This is a genomic window from Xanthobacter wiegelii (assembly GCF_043193855.2).
GTDB lineage: Bacteria > Pseudomonadota > Alphaproteobacteria > Rhizobiales > Xanthobacteraceae > Xanthobacter > Xanthobacter flavus_A.
The window spans coordinates 2,261,261-2,277,377 of the sequence record NZ_CM195529.1; the positions used below are offsets into that span (position 1 = coordinate 2,261,261).

The 16,117-nt window shown below is 65.8% G+C and carries 13 protein-coding genes; 6 read left to right on the forward strand and 7 right to left on the reverse strand.

Annotated elements, in window-relative coordinates; all coding sequences use genetic code 11:
- Window positions 1–25 precede the first annotated feature (25 nt).
- From V5F63_RS10370 to V5F63_RS10400, 7 genes are all read right to left on the reverse strand, one after another.
- Complete coding sequence (locus V5F63_RS10370; protein WP_394102615.1) at window positions 26–1,309, reverse strand: glycosyltransferase family 4 protein; 1,284 nt, start codon at window positions 1,307–1,309, stop codon at window positions 26–28.
- The gene (locus V5F63_RS10375; protein WP_394102616.1) at window positions 1,306–3,225 is read right to left on the reverse strand and encodes a glycosyltransferase family 2 protein; all 1,920 of its coding nucleotides are present in this window, start codon (window positions 3,223–3,225) and stop codon (window positions 1,306–1,308) included. The genes V5F63_RS10370 and V5F63_RS10375 overlap by 4 nt, the downstream gene beginning before the upstream one ends.
- 208 nt (window positions 3,226–3,433) lie before the next feature.
- On the reverse strand, window positions 3,434–4,759 hold the full coding sequence (locus tag V5F63_RS10380; protein WP_394102617.1) for a hypothetical protein: 1,326 nt from the start codon (window positions 4,757–4,759) through the stop codon (window positions 3,434–3,436).
- A 116-nt stretch (window positions 4,760–4,875) separates the two neighbouring features.
- Window positions 4,876–5,730, reverse strand: a complete 855-nt coding sequence (locus V5F63_RS10385) for a beta-1,6-N-acetylglucosaminyltransferase (RefSeq protein WP_209488960.1) — start codon at window positions 5,728–5,730, stop codon at window positions 4,876–4,878.
- Between the two features lie 25 nt (window positions 5,731–5,755).
- Entirely contained in the window at window positions 5,756–6,580 is an 825-nt protein-coding gene (locus tag V5F63_RS10390) for an ABC transporter permease (RefSeq protein ID WP_394102618.1), read from the reverse strand.
- Window positions 6,581–6,582: 2 nt separating this feature from the next.
- Window positions 6,583–7,239: an ABC transporter ATP-binding protein gene (locus V5F63_RS10395; protein WP_209488962.1), complete on the reverse strand. Its 657-nt coding sequence runs from the start codon at window positions 7,237–7,239 to the stop codon at window positions 6,583–6,585.
- Between the two features lie 7 nt (window positions 7,240–7,246).
- Window positions 7,247–8,527: a KpsE/RkpR family capsule polysaccharide export protein gene (locus tag V5F63_RS10400; RefSeq protein ID WP_394102619.1), complete on the reverse strand. Its 1,281-nt coding sequence runs from the start codon at window positions 8,525–8,527 to the stop codon at window positions 7,247–7,249.
- A 178-nt stretch (window positions 8,528–8,705) separates the two neighbouring features.
- Between V5F63_RS10400 and V5F63_RS10405 the strand changes: the two genes are divergently transcribed.
- The 6 genes from V5F63_RS10405 to V5F63_RS10430 all read left to right on the forward strand — a co-directional run bounded on the left by V5F63_RS10405 (window position 8,706) and on the right by V5F63_RS10430 (window position 16,039).
- A complete protein-coding gene (locus V5F63_RS10405) occupies window positions 8,706–10,247 on the forward strand; it encodes a glycosyltransferase family 4 protein (protein WP_394102620.1) in 1,542 nt (513 codons plus the stop codon).
- A 182-nt stretch (window positions 10,248–10,429) separates the two neighbouring features.
- Window positions 10,430–11,425: an NAD-dependent epimerase/dehydratase family protein gene (locus V5F63_RS10410; protein ID WP_394028524.1), complete on the forward strand. Its 996-nt coding sequence runs from the start codon at window positions 10,430–10,432 to the stop codon at window positions 11,423–11,425.
- Complete coding sequence (locus tag V5F63_RS10415; protein WP_394102621.1) at window positions 11,350–12,672, forward strand: glycosyltransferase family 4 protein; 1,323 nt, start codon at window positions 11,350–11,352, stop codon at window positions 12,670–12,672. Before V5F63_RS10410 ends, V5F63_RS10415 begins: the two co-directional genes overlap by 76 nt.
- Window positions 12,673–12,711: 39 nt before the next feature.
- Window positions 12,712–13,617, forward strand: coding sequence for a class I SAM-dependent methyltransferase (locus V5F63_RS10420; RefSeq protein ID WP_394102622.1), 906 nt, complete (start codon window positions 12,712–12,714; stop codon window positions 13,615–13,617).
- 2 nt (window positions 13,618–13,619) lie between these two features.
- Window positions 13,620–14,903 carry a KpsE/RkpR family capsule polysaccharide export protein gene (locus tag V5F63_RS10425; RefSeq protein WP_394102623.1) on the forward strand — a complete coding sequence of 428 codons (1,284 nt, stop codon included), beginning with the start codon at window positions 13,620–13,622 and terminating at the stop codon, window positions 14,901–14,903.
- Window positions 14,904–14,953: 50 nt separating this feature from the next.
- On the forward strand, window positions 14,954–16,039 hold the full coding sequence (locus V5F63_RS10430) for a hypothetical protein (RefSeq protein ID WP_209488969.1): 1,086 nt from the start codon (window positions 14,954–14,956) through the stop codon (window positions 16,037–16,039).
- Window positions 16,040–16,117 lie beyond the last annotated feature (78 nt).

Below are 16,117 nucleotides of genomic sequence, written 5' to 3' on the forward strand. Positions count from 1 at the left end.
ATGCCGCCATTGCACTTTCGCGCGGTCAGACGCGGCCCGAAATCACCCGGGGTGGTTCGGACGCCCGACGCGGCGTGTCGTCGAGAGCCCATTCGAGATACTGCCGCGCCGCAGTTGCGACGGGAACCGGTGGCCGCAGGCTTTGAACAAGACGATCCCAGCGGTCCGGGTCGGTGGCGGCAAGAAGGCTTTCGCCCCAGTCCGTCACGTTCCCCACGCCGACATGAAGTCCGTCCACACCGTCGCGCACATGCTCCGCCATGCCACCGATGTTCGAGCACAGGATGGGTCGGCCGAAACGCCGCGCCTCCTGAATCACAACCGGCGAATTCTCCCACCACACCGACGGCATCACAACCCAGTCGATGCGCGACAATCGCCGTTCAAGATCATCGCGATGATAGGCGCCGGGCCAGTGCAGCACGCCCTCCTTCATCAGCGGCTGGCGCAGCGCCTCGATGCGGTCGCGAAAGGCGTCCGACTGCTTCTCGAGGTTGGCTCCGTGAATTTCCACATGCAGCTCGCGCCGCTGGGCGCGGCTGAGGTTGGCGAGGGCAGAGAGGAGCACGTCCACGCCCTTGAATGGCGTCACCTGGCCGAAAAAAGCGAAGCGGTTGCGCCTTTCGTTGTCGGTCAGCGGACGCGGCGGCAGGCGCTTGCCGGATGGCTGGCCGTTCTCGATCACCGCGATGCGCTCTGGCGCAATGCCCCAGTCGATATAGCGCTGGCGCAGGAATTCCGAGGGAGCGATGAACCGGTCCACCATATCGAAGTGTCGGCTGATGAAATGCTTGCGCAGCCAGAAGTCTTCTTCACTGCGCTCGGGAAAGCAGACCGAGCAGGATTCGGCGGAGGCATTGAAGCAAAGCTCGGTGGTTCTGGGCTTCACCATCTGTCCATTATTGTTGCAGATGGCCTGGAATTCATGAAGCGTCAGGATGATCCGCGTGTCCGGACAGATGCGGCGGAGTTCCCGCAGCATTTCCAGGCCCATATGGGCATAGTGGTGGACGAACACCACGTCAGGCTTGAGCCGCTCGATAAAGTTCCGGAACGGACCGGTCACGGCCTGAGGCTGGGACGAGCGGAAAGTGAACCAGTCCCCCATGCCTGTGCGCCAGAGGTATTCGTCCTCGCGCAGCATGGTCACGAGGCCGGTGGCAGTGCCGCCGTGGCGGGCGAGAAGTGCGACCCGCCGCACGGCGCCGCTCTCGCGCAGGGCCGTAAACAATTGATGTGCCGCGACTTCCGCGCCGCCGGCGCTGAAATCAAGATGGCCGTGAGCGATAATGAGGGCTGTGCCGATCATGCCGCGGCTCCCGCATCGGTGACCGAGTGGCGCTCGATGGCAGGGCGCCAGCGTTCCTGATGGAGCCAGGCGTTGAATAGCATCACCCGCATGCGGAAATCACCCGAACCCTGGAGGCCGAAGGACTGGCGCTCGAGATGCGTCAGCGCGATGTCCGGGCACACACCGACAGAGCGGCCGGCCGCCTGCATCTTCAGACACAGGTCGGAATCTTCAAAGTCTCCAATGAGATAGTCTTCGCTGAAGCCGCCGAGCGCCGCCACTTCCGCGCGGTCGCCGAGGAGGCAGGCGCCGGTGGCGGCGGGCCAGGGCACGATTTGTCCCGCCGTGGCGCTCAACGGAGGCAGGCCCTTGCCCGGATGCTGATTCAGCCAGACCCCGTATTTCCCGTTATATTCGAAGACCATACCGTCATGCTGGACGCCGCCCGAGGGAAACAGCAGGCGAGTGCCGAGGAGGCCGTAGTCCGAGTGGTCGTCAAGGCGCCGGCTCAGGTCCTCGAGCCAGCCGGAACGCGTTGGAATGACGTCCGAATTCAGGAAAAGCACCTGCCGCCCCTTCGCCTGCGAGAGGCCCAGATTGCTCGCGCCGGAGAAGCCGCGATTGCGTCCACCCCATACCAGGGTAAGGGGAACGCCGTAGAGCTGCCACCAGGTGTCCAGATTAGCGAAGACGGGCGCGCGGATGGTCGGGTCATCGACCACGTAGATCACCTCGCAACGCTTGCGAATAAAGGGATCTTCGGCGAATTCCAGCAACTGGTGGTCGACGAAATCGTAGCGCCCGTAGAGTGGCACCACGATCGACACCTCGGGCTGAGCAGGCACGATTCCAGCACGTTCCACCCAAGTATTCTTGGGGTGTTCGATGCGGTTTATGAGGGTTTTCAGCACCGCTCCGTCATGCCGGCTGAAACGTGCCGCCATCCGTTCGGGCGGGACCGGAAAGGAGAACGCCCAGCGGGCATACCCGACCGCGTCACGCGGGGCGGGCTCGACGTCCCGCTCGTGGGCGAGGACGAGGGTGTCGCCGTGGCGGGCGATGAGGCGGGCGTGGCGGCCGAAGCCGGCGGGCAGGGCCTGGAGGAAGCCGGCGTCGGCGCAGGCGGCGCCGTAGTCCGCGGCGAAGGCGCTGAAGATGTCCGGGCGATTCCAGCGCTCGGGCGCCTCCAGCGGCTGGCACAGGCCGTTCTCGTCGATCAGGAAGAAGGGACCCTCTCCCAGCGTCCAGCCGACGCAGAGACCGCCGGCGCCGGGCACCGACTTCAGGATCTCCATGTGACCCTGAGGGGCGCCGGGCTCGGTGGAGGGGATGGCGGATCGGACGACGGCGGCAAGGTGCTGCGGCAGGTCGTAGACGACGTCCACCAGCGGCGCCCGGGCCACGGCGTATTCGGCAACGATGCGGCCGAGGTCGCGCTCGCAGCCATCGGCCGGGAAGGCGGTGATCTCACCGCAGCGGTTGTGCTTGCCGGCGCTGGCGACGACGCGGGCGGAGTGGCCGGCCGGCAGGCGATAGGCGAGGAGCAGGCCGTCCACCCGCGCCGGAAATCCGTAGGCGGCGGAGACGTCGGGGCGGGCAACCTGCACGCGCAGCTTGGGTTCGATCACCCCCGCGTCGCTCTCCACACGGAGCGAAGCGTCGCCGCTGACCCAGCCGGTGATGACCAGCAGGTCACGGTCGCGGAACAGGCGGTCGAGACCCGCCCCGTCCGTCGGATGCTCGGCCTTGCCATCGAAGAGGGGCGACCAGATGGGACCGGTCTCAACGGCGGCGGAAGGGGGGGCAGCAGGCATGGGGTGGTCCGGGGGCGGACCCTGGTCCACCGGCGGCGCGTCCGCCTCGATTCGCGCCGCGGGAATCGCCCCAGCCGAAGCAACCTTGCCGCGCTGCAGCAGACTTGCGAGCCAGCCCATCACCTTGCTCCGCCCTGCTTCACCGCAACCGCCGCACGCTCAGGTTTGGGTGCCGAAAAGTTCAATTAACGTTCGGCTAGGGCGGTGTCAAATTCCTGCGGCGGTGCAGCACGGCGGTAGGTTGCTACATCGTTCTCGGTGTCCGGCGGAGCGATCAAGCGCCTATAAATAGGCCGGTTGGAACGTTTTCCCCTATCGAAGGGTAAGGCTATTGCATATCATGTAAGTACTGTTGACGTATTTGCTCGGCTGCGTTTCTTCGATCCTCGCGGACGGAGAAGATTGCGAGGCTGTCAACGCGCTCACGCAGGGTCAGAAACTCCTCGATCGGCCGGTACTGCGGGCGATCAAAATAGTCATGTATCATAATAGTTGTGTCGCTACCGTGCGAAAGCGCACAATCCGCCGCGACGGCAACGCGAAAGCGGCCGTCAATCAAGATCAGGTCGGCGCTCTTCTGTTTCGACGGCCAACCCACGTAATTTTCAATCAGGCGATCTGCCGGCATTTCAATCGGGAAACCCCACGGACCCGTCGGTCCCACATGAACATGCCTCAGATGCAGCCGGCCAGTGTCGATATAAGACCGCAGCGAGAAGCGATCGATGAGATCGCTGCAGAAAGTGAGATCGGTCTCGATCGACGTGACGGTCTGTACGCCCATCCGGCAGGCAAGAACGGTCGAACCCCCGGCTCCGAATTCAAGATAGTCGTTGGAGAGGGATAGACGCGCCTTAAGCGCCTCGATCTCGGCCGGCGAGCCCTCGATATGCTCCTGAGGCCGGAAGTGAACCGCGTCGATCTGCGTCAAACGCTTGACGGGATGCACAAACGCTGCGCGTGGAGGCGCACTGAAGGACTGCGGAACCACATTGAACTCTTCGATCAAAGTGAACTTCCGCCCCGAATTGCCGAGGTCGATGAGCTTCAGTCCCGCCTGCCGCGCGAGGGTCGGCATCAACGCCTCGTAGTGGCCCGACCAGCCCTCGCGCAATCGAGCCGCATAGAAGTCTGCAAATTGGCGCGGAAAGAAGATGAGGGGAAGGAACGCCGCCTGCTTTTCGTCGTCCGGCACGGTAAAGGAGCCGGTTGTCAGCGTCGGCCAGTAGACCCATGCGGCGTCCTGAGGCTGGGAACGCAGATAGCTGGCGCCAAAGGCCCCTGATGTGGCCAATTTACAGAATTCGCGCACTCGGTGCTGCGCAATGTCGGTTGGCCAAACATCGAATTCGAGGCGGATGAAATGGCTATACTGCTCCAGACGGGACACGGCGGCGAGGAGCTTTAGGTCGCAATTTCCTGGAACGACGAAATCGCCCTTGCTGTGCGCGATGCCATCGAAAATGTCTGAGCGCGACAGGATCAACGCACCGGGCAGATCGGGAGCCGTCGACTGCGTTGCGTCGAGGATCGGAACGACATCGGCAAAGCCCGAAAAAACTTCGGCGACCCGCTCCAAATTGGCTACCAGGAACTCGGGGTCAACCTGTGGGTGCGCGTCAAAAAGTACGCAAAGCCGCGCATCACCGCTCATCCTGCCCCCCTTGATGTTTCTCGCCACGCTTTATGAACGAGCGTTGCCGGCTATGCAACCTTACGGAAGGTGGCGCTTGTGCCGCCCTCCAACTTTCTGTACGGCAGCAGACGTGATCAGCACCGCGCCAACGATCGGACGAAGGTCTCGATCTCGGGAACATCGAGCGCAACTTTACGCAGCATCGGGGCGCCGCGCGCATCCAGCGAACTTATCTCATCAATGGATTGGAAAACATAAGGACGGGGATCGCGAGACCAGTCGGTGTGTACAAATGTCCGGCTTTCGGCGAGACTTCCGAGCACTGTGTGGATGTATTGTTCTTCGGGAATTGCTGAAAATTCAAAACTTTCGCGAACATGGTCGTTCGCATGGTAGTGCAACAGGAACTTGTCGATCTGCGCCCGCGACAGACACCACCATGTGCCACCGCCGAACATCAGCTCGATGTTCGCCTTTCCTCTCTGTTGCAACGCTTCGAGACGCTTTAGGCTGGCGAGCTCATGCGTCGTCCATCTCCGATCCAGCGGGGGGACGTGCCGAGGGTTGGTGGCTAGCGAATCGAAGAAATAAAAGCCCCGATATCTCGCGATCCATTCCTCATTTGTGGAACGATAGGTCTGTATCCATTCTGTCGGTTCCGACATGCACCTCAAGAACTCGGAGCGTCCGACCAGTGGGATGGTATCTTCGGTGATGAAGGCAATGCGGTCGTAGTTCTTTGCCCGCAGGGCCTGCTCGATCGTGGTCACGCAGGCGCGGATCGTATTGAATCCTCCCCAGAAGATGGGGAAACGGCGCTCAGCGAGGCGGATGTTCGCGTGGGTCGCCGCAGCATGGCTGTAAGGCGAAATATCTGATTTTGCATCAATGTGAATGTAGAAATCTGCCCAATCAGCAAAATAATCGGCGAGGAGTGCGGCTCCGGTCGCGCTTTTTAAATATCCAAGGCAAATAATTGCGATTTCCATTGTTCTTATCTCGCATCTATATTTTCTACGTGAATTTTCTAGTCACCGAGACCATAAACATTCCAAGCAATAGAATTGCAAGAATGCTCGCATTCAAGATGTTGTGGTCGAGGAATGAGCTCGAATATTCTGCGTAGTAAGCTACTCTGAGGGCGTCAACGATCTGGCACAAAGGATTCCAAATTAATACGTTGCGGAGCTTGTCTGGCAGTGAGTCAGGAAGAAAGAAGATTCCCGACACCGCCCACAGCAGAGGGCCGATTATGTTGCCAAGAAGAAATCCGATCGGGGCAAAGACGCCGAATGTGCCGAAGACCAGCCCGGTTGCGACACCTAAAAGCCAGGACTGCACCAGCGCAAGCAGGAAGCCCTGATAATCTGCGATGACCAAGTCATGCCCAAGAAGCGCGAGCGTTCCGACGACGATGGCCACCACCAGGGTGCTGGTGACGATTTCCACCACAATGCGAGCGGCGAACAGGTCGAATATGTCCACGCCCGGAAAATAGAGCAGGGGGCGGTTTTGAACGATCGTCATCATGATCTGGCGGTGGCCGTACAGCCAGATGATGAAGGGCAACACTCCCGTCATCAGGAATACGGCGGTATCCGATCCGATGGGCGTCGGCCGCCCGACGAGCATCGTAATTGCGATCGCGATCGTCAAATGCCCCAGCGGCATGATCAGCCCCAGCAGGAAGCCGAAATAGCCGGTGCCGAAGCGCGTCTGCAGGTCGCGCATGATGACGGCGCCGACCACGCGGGCGTGCATGCCGGAGGCGGCGGCCCAGGTTTCGGTCGCGTGGCGCGTCCGGGCGTGATGGGTCGGCGCGTGACGGGGGCGCTGCATCGTCAGGCCTCCATCTGCTGGCGGTGGACCTCGATGGCGTCGTTGATGTCCTCGAACACCATCAGCCGTCCCTTCTGCAGCACCATCCCGGCCGAGCAGTATTCCTTGATGGTGCCGGTGGAGTGCGACGCCATGATGAGCCCGGCCCGCGCCCGCCGCTCGGCGAAGGCGCGCGCGCATTTGAGCTGGAAGCGCGAGTCGCCCACGGCGGTGATCTCGTCCACCAGGTAGAAATCGAACTCGATGGCCATGGAGACAGCGAAGGCGAGGCGCGAGGTCATGCCCGAGGAATAGGTCTTCACCGGCATGTCGAGATCGCGCCCGAGCTCGGAGAAATCCTCCACGAACTCCGTCACCTCCGCGATGTCGGCATCGTAGACGCGGGCGAGGAAGCGGATGTTCTCCCGCCCGGTCATCATCGGGTGGAAGCCGCCCGCGAACCCCAGCGGCCAGGAGATGCGCACCGAGCGATAGATGCGGCCGGAACTCGGCGCCTCGGTGCCGGCGATGAGCTTGAGGAAGGTGGACTTGCCCGCCCCGTTCTGGCCGAGCAGCCCGTAGCTGGCGCGGGTGTCGAGGTTCACCGACACGTCGGAGAGCACCACCTTGCGCTTCAGGTGCGTCCAGTAGGTCTTGGTGAGGTGGTCGGTGACGATCATGCCCGCCTCACGACTTGATATGCCGCATCAGCTCGAAGGCCGACACCAGCAGCAGCCACAAAAGCCCGAACAGCAGCGCCGCCGCCATCGGCATCCAGAAGCGGTTCGGCCAGTCGTGCTCCTGCGCCAGCACCGGCTTCACGAAGGTGGCAAGATACATGCCCTGCCGCTCCGCCGCGACCCGCGCCTGCTCCAGCGCCGCCGCGGCGGCGGTGTACTGGCGCTCGGCGATCTGGCGTTCGAGGTCGAGGGTGTCGTAGCGCGTCATCACCGCGGAGAGGGTGTCCTTGTCCGAGCCGGGGCCGCTGGTGAGGCGGGCCTTGAGCAGCGCGATGTTCTCGCGCACCGCCTGCCGCCGCGCCTCCAGCAGCATGAATTGCGGCGCCCCCGGGCTGAGCGTGCGCCGGGCGGTGGCGATCTCCTGGTCGATGAGCACCTGGTCGCTCTCGAGGTCCGCGATCAGCTTGCCGATGCCCTCGTTGGTGCGGGCGGGATCGATCACGCCCACCTCGTTGCGCAGGTCGCGCACGGCGGAGCGGGCCTTGCGCAGCCGCGCCTCCGCGCGCTCCAGCTCCTTCTCCGCCTGGGAGATGGCATCGGTGCGGGTGCGCTCGCCGAGCTTGTTCACCATGTCCTCGGAGAGCGAGACCATGGCCTGCGCGATCTTGAGCGAATCCTGCGGCGAGAAGGCCCACACCTTCACCGTGATGATGCCGGATGGCGACTCGATGGCGGTGTCGATCTGGCTGCGCCAGGCCCGCTCCAGCCGCTCGATGGGGCGATCGGGGTTGAAGCGGGAGAACCAGTCGATGCCGGGGCGGGAATAGAGCTGGCGCAGGTTGACCCGCTCCTCCAGCGCCTCCACCACGGCGAGGCTCTTCACGTAATTGGCGATGATGAGGCTGTCCTGCACCTCGGCAAGGCCGCCCAGGCTGGCGGCGCCGGAGAGCGACTCGAGGCCGGCATGCTCGGACGCGCGCACGGCGAACCGCGCCTCGGAGAGGTACTGGCTCGATGCGAAGAAGACGAAATAGAGCGTGGCGAGGAGGGTCGGAATCGCCGCCACCACGATGAAGCTCGCCATCAGCGGCAGGCGGAACTCTGCGATGGCGCGCACTTCCGCGCCCCAGAACGCCGCGGCCGAGGGCCGCACCACGGAGCGCTGCAGGCGCGCCTCGCGGGCCTGTCGCCTGAGCTCCTCGCGCAGCCGCGAATTGCGGCGCACGAGAAGGTCTGGCGATCGGCCCTGTGCAGGCAGCCGGACGCGCGATGCGACCTCCTGGTTCACTCCTCGACCCTCCCGGAGCGCCCCATATTGCCCCAGTTCTCCAGCCTGTGCGCGACCGCAACCGGCGCGCGTGCCGGGACACGCCGCTACTAGCAGCCGGCGGGCTTGTGTGTCTATCCTCGCCGCCCGTCGGCCAGACCATGGCCCGAAATGACCCAACAAAAGGTTCGCGTTGCAGATGTCTCGTCCGTTCGTCGCCGGTCCGCCCCCAGCCGATCCCGTGCCGGACGGGGATGACGCCCTTGCCGCCCGCCTCGACCGGATCGAGAGGAGCCTTGCCAACCTCGCGGCGGGGCAGGAGGAGATCGTCCGCCGGCTGGAGGCGCTTCAGGACCATGCCAATCTCGTCGGCTACAAGGTGGAGCAGATCGCCGCCGGGCAACCGTCGCGCACCTTCCACCTCAATCTGCCGCTGCCGCTGGAGCGGCTGCGCGAGCTCATCGTGGCGCCCGGCCCGTCCGTCGGCGCGCTCGCCGAGATGTGGCGCGCCGCCGGCCGCACCGCCATGGTGCCGGAACGCGATGGCGCCGGCCTGCTGAAGGCGCGCGCGCAGCCGGTGCGTCGCGCCCGCACCTTCGGTCGCGATTTCGCTGGCCTCGTGTTCGGGCGCAAGGGCGTGGTCTACCGCGTGCGGCCGCACCATCCGCCGGTGCCGGCGCGCCCGCGCATGCTCCACATCATCCCCAACGTGTTCGTGGGGGGCTCCACGCAGTTGGTGGTGGACCTCATGGAGCGCCTCGGCCACCGCTACGAGATGCAGGTGCTGACCGCCGCCTTGCCGCCTCAGGGCCGGCACGAGGGCATGGTGATCCACCACCTGCCCCTTGGCAGCCCTGTCAGCGCCTTTGCCCATGTTCTGGCGCAGGTGGCGCCGGACATCGTGCATATCCACTATTGGGGCGACAGCGACCGGCCCTGGTATGAGGCGGCGCTCGAAGCGACGCGGCCGACCCCGGCCGTGCTGGTGGAGAACGTCAACACGCCGGTGGAGCCGCTGCGCGATGCGCGGATCTCCTCCTATGTCTTCGTCTCGGACTATATCCGCGCCGCCTTCGCGCCGGACATCGTCAACGGCCGCGTGGTCCATCCCGGCATCGACCTCGACGCCTTCACGCCCGGCCCCTGGATCGGCGACGCGGCGGACAGCATCGGCATGGTCTACCGGCTCCATCCGGACAAGCTTGGCGAGACTTCCATCGACCCGCTGATCGCGGTTGCGCGGCGCCGGCCCAAGACACGGATCATCGTGGTAGGCGACGGCGAGCTTCTGCCCGTGTTCCACGCCAAGGCTGTTGCGGCCGGAGTCCTCCACAACTTCGAGTTCACCGGCACCGTGCCCTATGCGGACCTGCCCACGCTCTATCGCCGCTTCCGGCTTTTCGTGGCGCCGGTGGTGCGGGAGAGCTTCGGGCAGGTGACGCCCTTCGCGATGGCCATGGGGCAGGCGGTGGCCGGCTTCAAGGTCGGTGCCTTGCCGGAAATCCTCGGGACGTCGGAGACGCTGGCCGAGGAGTCCGAAGGGCTCGCGGGCATCATCTGCGACCTCCTGGACGACCCCGCGAAGCTCGATGCCGTTGGCGCCCACAATCGCGAACGGGCGCGGATGTTCGGCCTCGGCGCCATGATCGCGGCCTATGCCGAGGTTTATGCACAGGCACTCGGCCGACCCACAGACCTCATGCCTGGCTTCCCTCGGGCCAGCCTGTTCGCTGAAGTTTAACCAACATTGCTGCATATTGCGGTGCGATACGGACTGGCGGGTCCGGATCGTTCGCGCTAGGGTAGCAGCTTAGGCGGTAGGCAGGTCCTAACGGAAGGTGCCGGGGGGACTTGATCTTGGCCGTTTCTGTAAACTTCACACGGTGGAGGGTGCGGGGAGGCAGGGCCTCGCGCCGGCGGGGCATGACATCACTGGTTGTGGGGGGCGCAGGAGTCATCGGGCGTCGTCTGTGTCAAAGGCTTGCGGAAAGTTCGGTCGGCACCATCGCCACCACCCGCCGGCTCGATCATGCCCCCTTCCATCGTGGCGTCCGCTGGCGTGCCCTCGATCTTGCGACCTTCACCGGCTGGGATGACCTGCTCGACGGCGTCAGCACTGTCTATCATCTGGCCTGGTCCACAATCCCCTCCAGCGCCGGTCTCGATCCCGCCCGCGACATTCTGGAAAATGTGGTGGGCAGCGTGCGCCTGCTGGAAGCCGCGCGCCGCTATCCCGGCATCCGCATCGTCTTCGCGTCGTCCGGCGGCGCGGTCTATGGCGCGCCGGAACACCTGCCCGTCGCGGAGCATCACACGGCCAAGCCGCTCAGCGCCTACGGCATCTCGAAGCTCATGGTGGAGCATTATCTGGAGAAGTTCCGCCGCCTGCACGGGGTGGACGGCATCGCGCTGCGCATCGGCAATTGCTACGGCGCGGGGCAGACCGAGCTGGGCGGTCTCGGCGCCGTCACCCTCTTCACCCGCGCTGCCCTGCGCGGTGACCCGGTGAAGCTGTTCGGAAACGGCTCCATCGTGCGCGATTATGTGCATGTGGACGACGTGGTGAGCGCGCTGCTCGCCGCCGGACGGATGCACAATGTGCCCGGCCCTGTGAACATCGCCTCCGGCACCGGCCATTCCCTGTCGGAGCTGATCGCCAAGGTCGAGGCAGCGGTCGGGCGGCGCATCATCATCGAGCCCATCGCGGCCCGTCCCTTCGACGTCCCCGCCTCTGTCCTCGACATCCGCCGCGCCGGCGAGCGGCTTGGCTGGGCCCCCGTCATCGATCTCGATCTCGGCATCGAGATGCTCGTCAACGAGCTGAGGACCGAAGCAGACGTTCAATGCGGGTCGCCCTTTACGTCCATTGCTACTTCCCCGACCATTTCTACGGCACCGAAAGCTATACTCGCACCGTAGCGCGGGAGCTGAAGGCGCTCGGGCACGAGCCGGTGGTGGTCACGGCCACCTTTCCGGGCGAGCCGGCCCAGGGCGCACTGGTGGAGCGCGACAGCTTCGACGACATCCCGGTCATCCGCATCGACCGCAACGTCCATCCCAATGCCGCCGTTCGCGACACCTTCCACCTGCCGGCCCTGCGCTTCATCCACGAGCGCATCCTGCGGGACATCCGGCCGGACATCGTGCATGTGTGCCATCTCATCAACCACACCACGGCGCTGCTGGAGGTGACGGGGCGGCTCGGCCTGCCCACGGTCGCCACCTTCACAGACTTCTTCGGCTTCTGCTTCAACAACAAGCTGGATGCCGCCGACGGCAGCCTGTGTGCCGGGCCGGATGCCGACCGCGCCAATTGTATCGCCTGCGCCTTCTTCCCCGGCGGCAAGGACAAGGGGGCCGTGCAGGGGCTGCTGCGCGCCGTGGTGCCGCCGGTGGTGGCGCGCGTGCCGCGCCTTGCGCCGGCCGACTGGCGCGGCACCATCGCCGCCCTCAAGGAGCGGCCGGGGCACCTCGCCGCCGCCTATGGCGCCTATGCTGGCGCGCTCACACCGACCCGCTTCATGCTGGAGAGCTATCGCCGCTCGGACATCCGCGTGCCACTGGACCTGTGCCGCTTCGGCATCGACATCGACCGTGCCCCCAAGCCCGAACGATCCGCCGGGCCGCTGCGCCTCGGCTTCATCGGCCAGCTCGCACCGCACAAGGGACTCCATCTCCTCCTCGACGCCATGACGTCGGCGCCGGCCGGCGCCTTCAGCCTCGACATCTATGGCGACGAGCGGATGGACCCGGCCTATGCCGCAGAGGTCCGCGCGGCCTCGGCCGGGCTTCAGGTGGCGTTCCGCGGCACCTTCCCGGTGGAGCGGATGGCCGCGGTGCTGGCGGAGATCGACGTGCTCGTCATCCCCTCCGTGTGGGTGGAGAACAGCCCGCTGATCCTGCTCCAGGCCCTCGCCACCCACACGCCGGTGCTGGTCTCCGACGTGGAGGGAATGAGCGAGTTCGTGGAAAATGGCGTCAACGGCTTCACGTTCACAAAAGGCTCGGTGAAGGCGCTGTATGGCAGGCTGGAAGCCTTCGCGCGGGATCCGGGCCTTGCCCGCACCCTGTCCGCCGGCACGCGATACGATCGCACCTCGCGCCATATGGTGGAGGATGTGGTCGCCTTCTATGATCGCGCCCGCCAAGGCAGGGCGTCGGCCTGAGGGCGTCGGGGTACTGAGCGGGGAGACGGAAGAGGCGTGATGAGCATCGAGGCGGAGACGATGGCGGGTTCGCAGAGCGACGGCACGACAGCGGGTGAGCGGGCGGACGACGGGGCGGGCGCGCGCGCCCAGGCCGCGGCGCCGGGTAGCGTCGCGCCGGGCATCGCCGGGGATTTCGACGCCTGGCTCGCGCTCAACCGCGCCGAGGATGCGCCCGAAGGCGCCATCGCGCCGTTCCCGCCCGAGGAGCTGATGCACAACACGACGGGGCTCACCGCACCGCGCGATTTCGCCAGCCACGGCGTCGACTTCCTGCGCGCGCTGCAAGGGCTGAGCCCGGTGCCGCTCGCCGGCTTCCGCTCGGTGCTGGATTTCGGCGTCGGCGTCGGGCGGCTGGCGCGCATGTTCCACGGCTTCTCCGGTCGCTACGTGGGCATGGATGTGGACGCCCGCCATCTTGACTGGGTCGGGCAGAATCTCGCCCATGTGGAGCCGGTGCTGAGCGTGCCGCGCGCGCCACTGCCGGTGGCGGACGGCAGCTTCGATGCGGTGGTCTCCATCTCGGTCTTCAGCCACCTGAACGAGCAGGACCAGCTGTTCTATCTTCACGAGCTGCGCCGCGTGTGCGCCCCCGGCGCGCTCCTGTTCCTGTCCATCCATGGCGACCGCGCCTTCGCGCGCGCCCGTTCGGAGGAACGCATCTTCGAGATGCTGTCCATCCCGGAGCCCGAGCTTGCCGCTGCGCAGCCGGTGATGGAGGGCGGGCGCGGCTACGTCTTCATCCGCCAGGAGGGGCACCTCACCAGCACGGCCTATGAATACGGCATCACCTTCATCAGCGCGGCCTATGTTCAGGCCGAATGGAGCCACTTCTTCGACGTGGTGGCCATCGGCTCCGGCGCGCTGCATGATTTCCAGGATGTCGTGGTCCTGAGAGCGAGGTGACGATGGGCCTGCCGTCGGCGCCGCCCATCCGGGTTCTGATCGAGCGCAGCCGTGCCTTCGTGGTGCTGCCGTTCGTGCAGCCGGCGCTGCGCTGGCGGCGGCTGCCGCGCACCTTCGGAACCGGCGCGACGGCCTCGCAGCGCTGGTTTCGCCTGCTGCGCTTCTCTTTCGTCGCCTGCGTGCTGCTGCCGGCTGCGGTCTGCGCCTTCTATGCGGGAGTGATCGCGAGCCCCATCTATGTCTCGGAAGCGCGGCTCGCCGTGCGCGAATCCCAGCCCGACCGGGCCACGGCCGATGACGGCGAGGATGGCTCGAAAGGCGCGATGGCCGGGGTGATGAAGGGCCTCTCCAGCCTGTTCGGCGGCGGGGCCGGGGGCAGCCAGGCGCAGGCTCCCTTCGTCCTTGCCAGCTACGTCACCAGCCGTTCCTTCGTCGCCGCCCTCGATGCCGACGGCTGGCTGCGCGCCTTCTTCTCCCGCCCGGGGCTGGATCCGCTTTCGCGGCTCTCCGCCGATGCGACGCTGGAGGACGTGTGGCGCTACTGGAATCGCCACGTCACCGCCGCGGTGGACCGCCGCTCCGAAATCGTGCTCCTGCGGGTGCGCGCCTTCTCGCCCGAGGATGCCCGCACCATCGCCCAGCGCGTCGTGCACGCCGGCGAGGTGCTGCTCAACGACATCATCTCCCGCTCCCGGGCCGACAGCGTGACCCGCGCCGCGGACCAGCTCAACCGCGCCAAGGCGCGCTATGTGGCGGCGCTCGCCCACCAGCAGGAATGGCGTAGCCGCCAGCGCGCGATCGATCCGGTGCAGGCGGCCGAGGCGCTCGGCACGAGCCTCCTGCGGCTGGAGCAGGAGCGCATCTCCGCCGACAAGGAGATGCGCGCGCTGGAGAAGCTCTCCGCGCCCGATGGCCCCGCTTTGGGCGTGCTGCGCGACCGCGTGCGCGCCATCGACACAGAGATCGCGGCTTTCCGCGCCAGCCTTGGCGGTCCCGGTGGCTCCGAGGGGAGCACGGTGAACGCCCTCGCCGCCTTCGAGGAGGCCGAGATGGAAGTGCGTTTCGCCGAGACGATGCAGTCCATCGCCGTCGCCGGTCTGCAGGAGGCGGAGCGACGGATGCGGGCGCAGAGCGCCTTCGTCAACGTGTTCGTGCCGCCGAGCCTGCCCACCACCTCCACCGAGCCGAGCTGGTGGCGCACCGGCCTGTTCGTGCTGGTGCTGGCCGGCATCTTCTGGCTCAACGTCATGGTCCTGATCGCGGTCATCCGCGATCACCGCCGGTGAGGCGCCGCCCATGATCGCGCCCCATCGCGACCACCACCAGGAGGGCCGGCGTGCTCTTTAGCATCGACGAAGACGCCGGCAGCCGTATCGTCGGCTGGATCATGCCGGACAATCCCGCCACCACGCCGCGTGTCACTGTGATGGTGGGCGGTGAACTGCGCAAGGTGATCCCCGCCACCGTGCTGCGGCCGCTGCTGCGCGAACAGGGCCTGCACGAGACCGGCATCTGCGGTTTCGTGGTGGACGACCATGTGATCGCCGATCTCGCCAGCATCATCGACATCGAGCTTTACGACGAGACCACCAACATCCGCATCTACCGCCGCCGTCCACCGACGGCGAAGGCGGACCAGAAGCTGTTCCGGCTGGAGACGCGGGTGGTGGCGCAGGCGCAACTGAACCTGCCGCTGCAGGATCTCTTCCACATGCCGTTCACGCGGCTGGAGCGCACCCCCGAGGAGGCGGTGAAATCCATCCTCGGCATCGCTTTCACGCCGTCCATCTTCTGCACGGGGCGGGTGTTCTTCCGCACCTATGAGCCGCTGCTGCGCGACCGCGGATTCAAGTGCACCGTGCTGCTGCGCGATCCCTATGAGGAACTCGCCGAAGAGCTTCTGGTGCTGCGCTGGGCGGTGAAGACCCCGAACCTCGCTGCGTCGGTGCTGAGCGATGTCTACAAGCCCCTGCTGGACAGCCTCGCCAAGGCGGACCTCGCCGAGATGGCAGATCTCGAGACCTGGCTCGGTACCCTCTCTCCGTTCGAGCGCAGCCTCGTCGCCAATCCCATGGCGCGACTGCTCACCTGTCGCGGCTCCGACGACGTGCTGGAGACCTCGGCGGTCGAGAACGCCCTCGACACGCTCTCCGAGATGGACGTGGTCGGCCTCTCCGGCGATGAGGACGTCTGGTGGGAGACCATGCGCGCGGTGATGGAGCTGAACCTGCCGCCTCTGCCGGAACTCGCCTGGTCGCGGCAGGTCGGCGAACTGCGTGAGCAGGTGGCCGAGTGGCCGGCGGCGCAGGATCTCCTCGCCGTGGACGAACGCATCTTCTCCGACGTCACCGCTGCCGTCGGCCGGGTGGATGAAGCCACGGACGAGGCGGCGCAGGAAGGCGTCCAGGAAGGTGTCCCATAGGGCGCACCGGCGAGCGGTCAGTCGGTCAGAGCAGCCGTCAGGTCGCTTCCGGTCCGCCGGACCAGGCCCGGGGAGAGG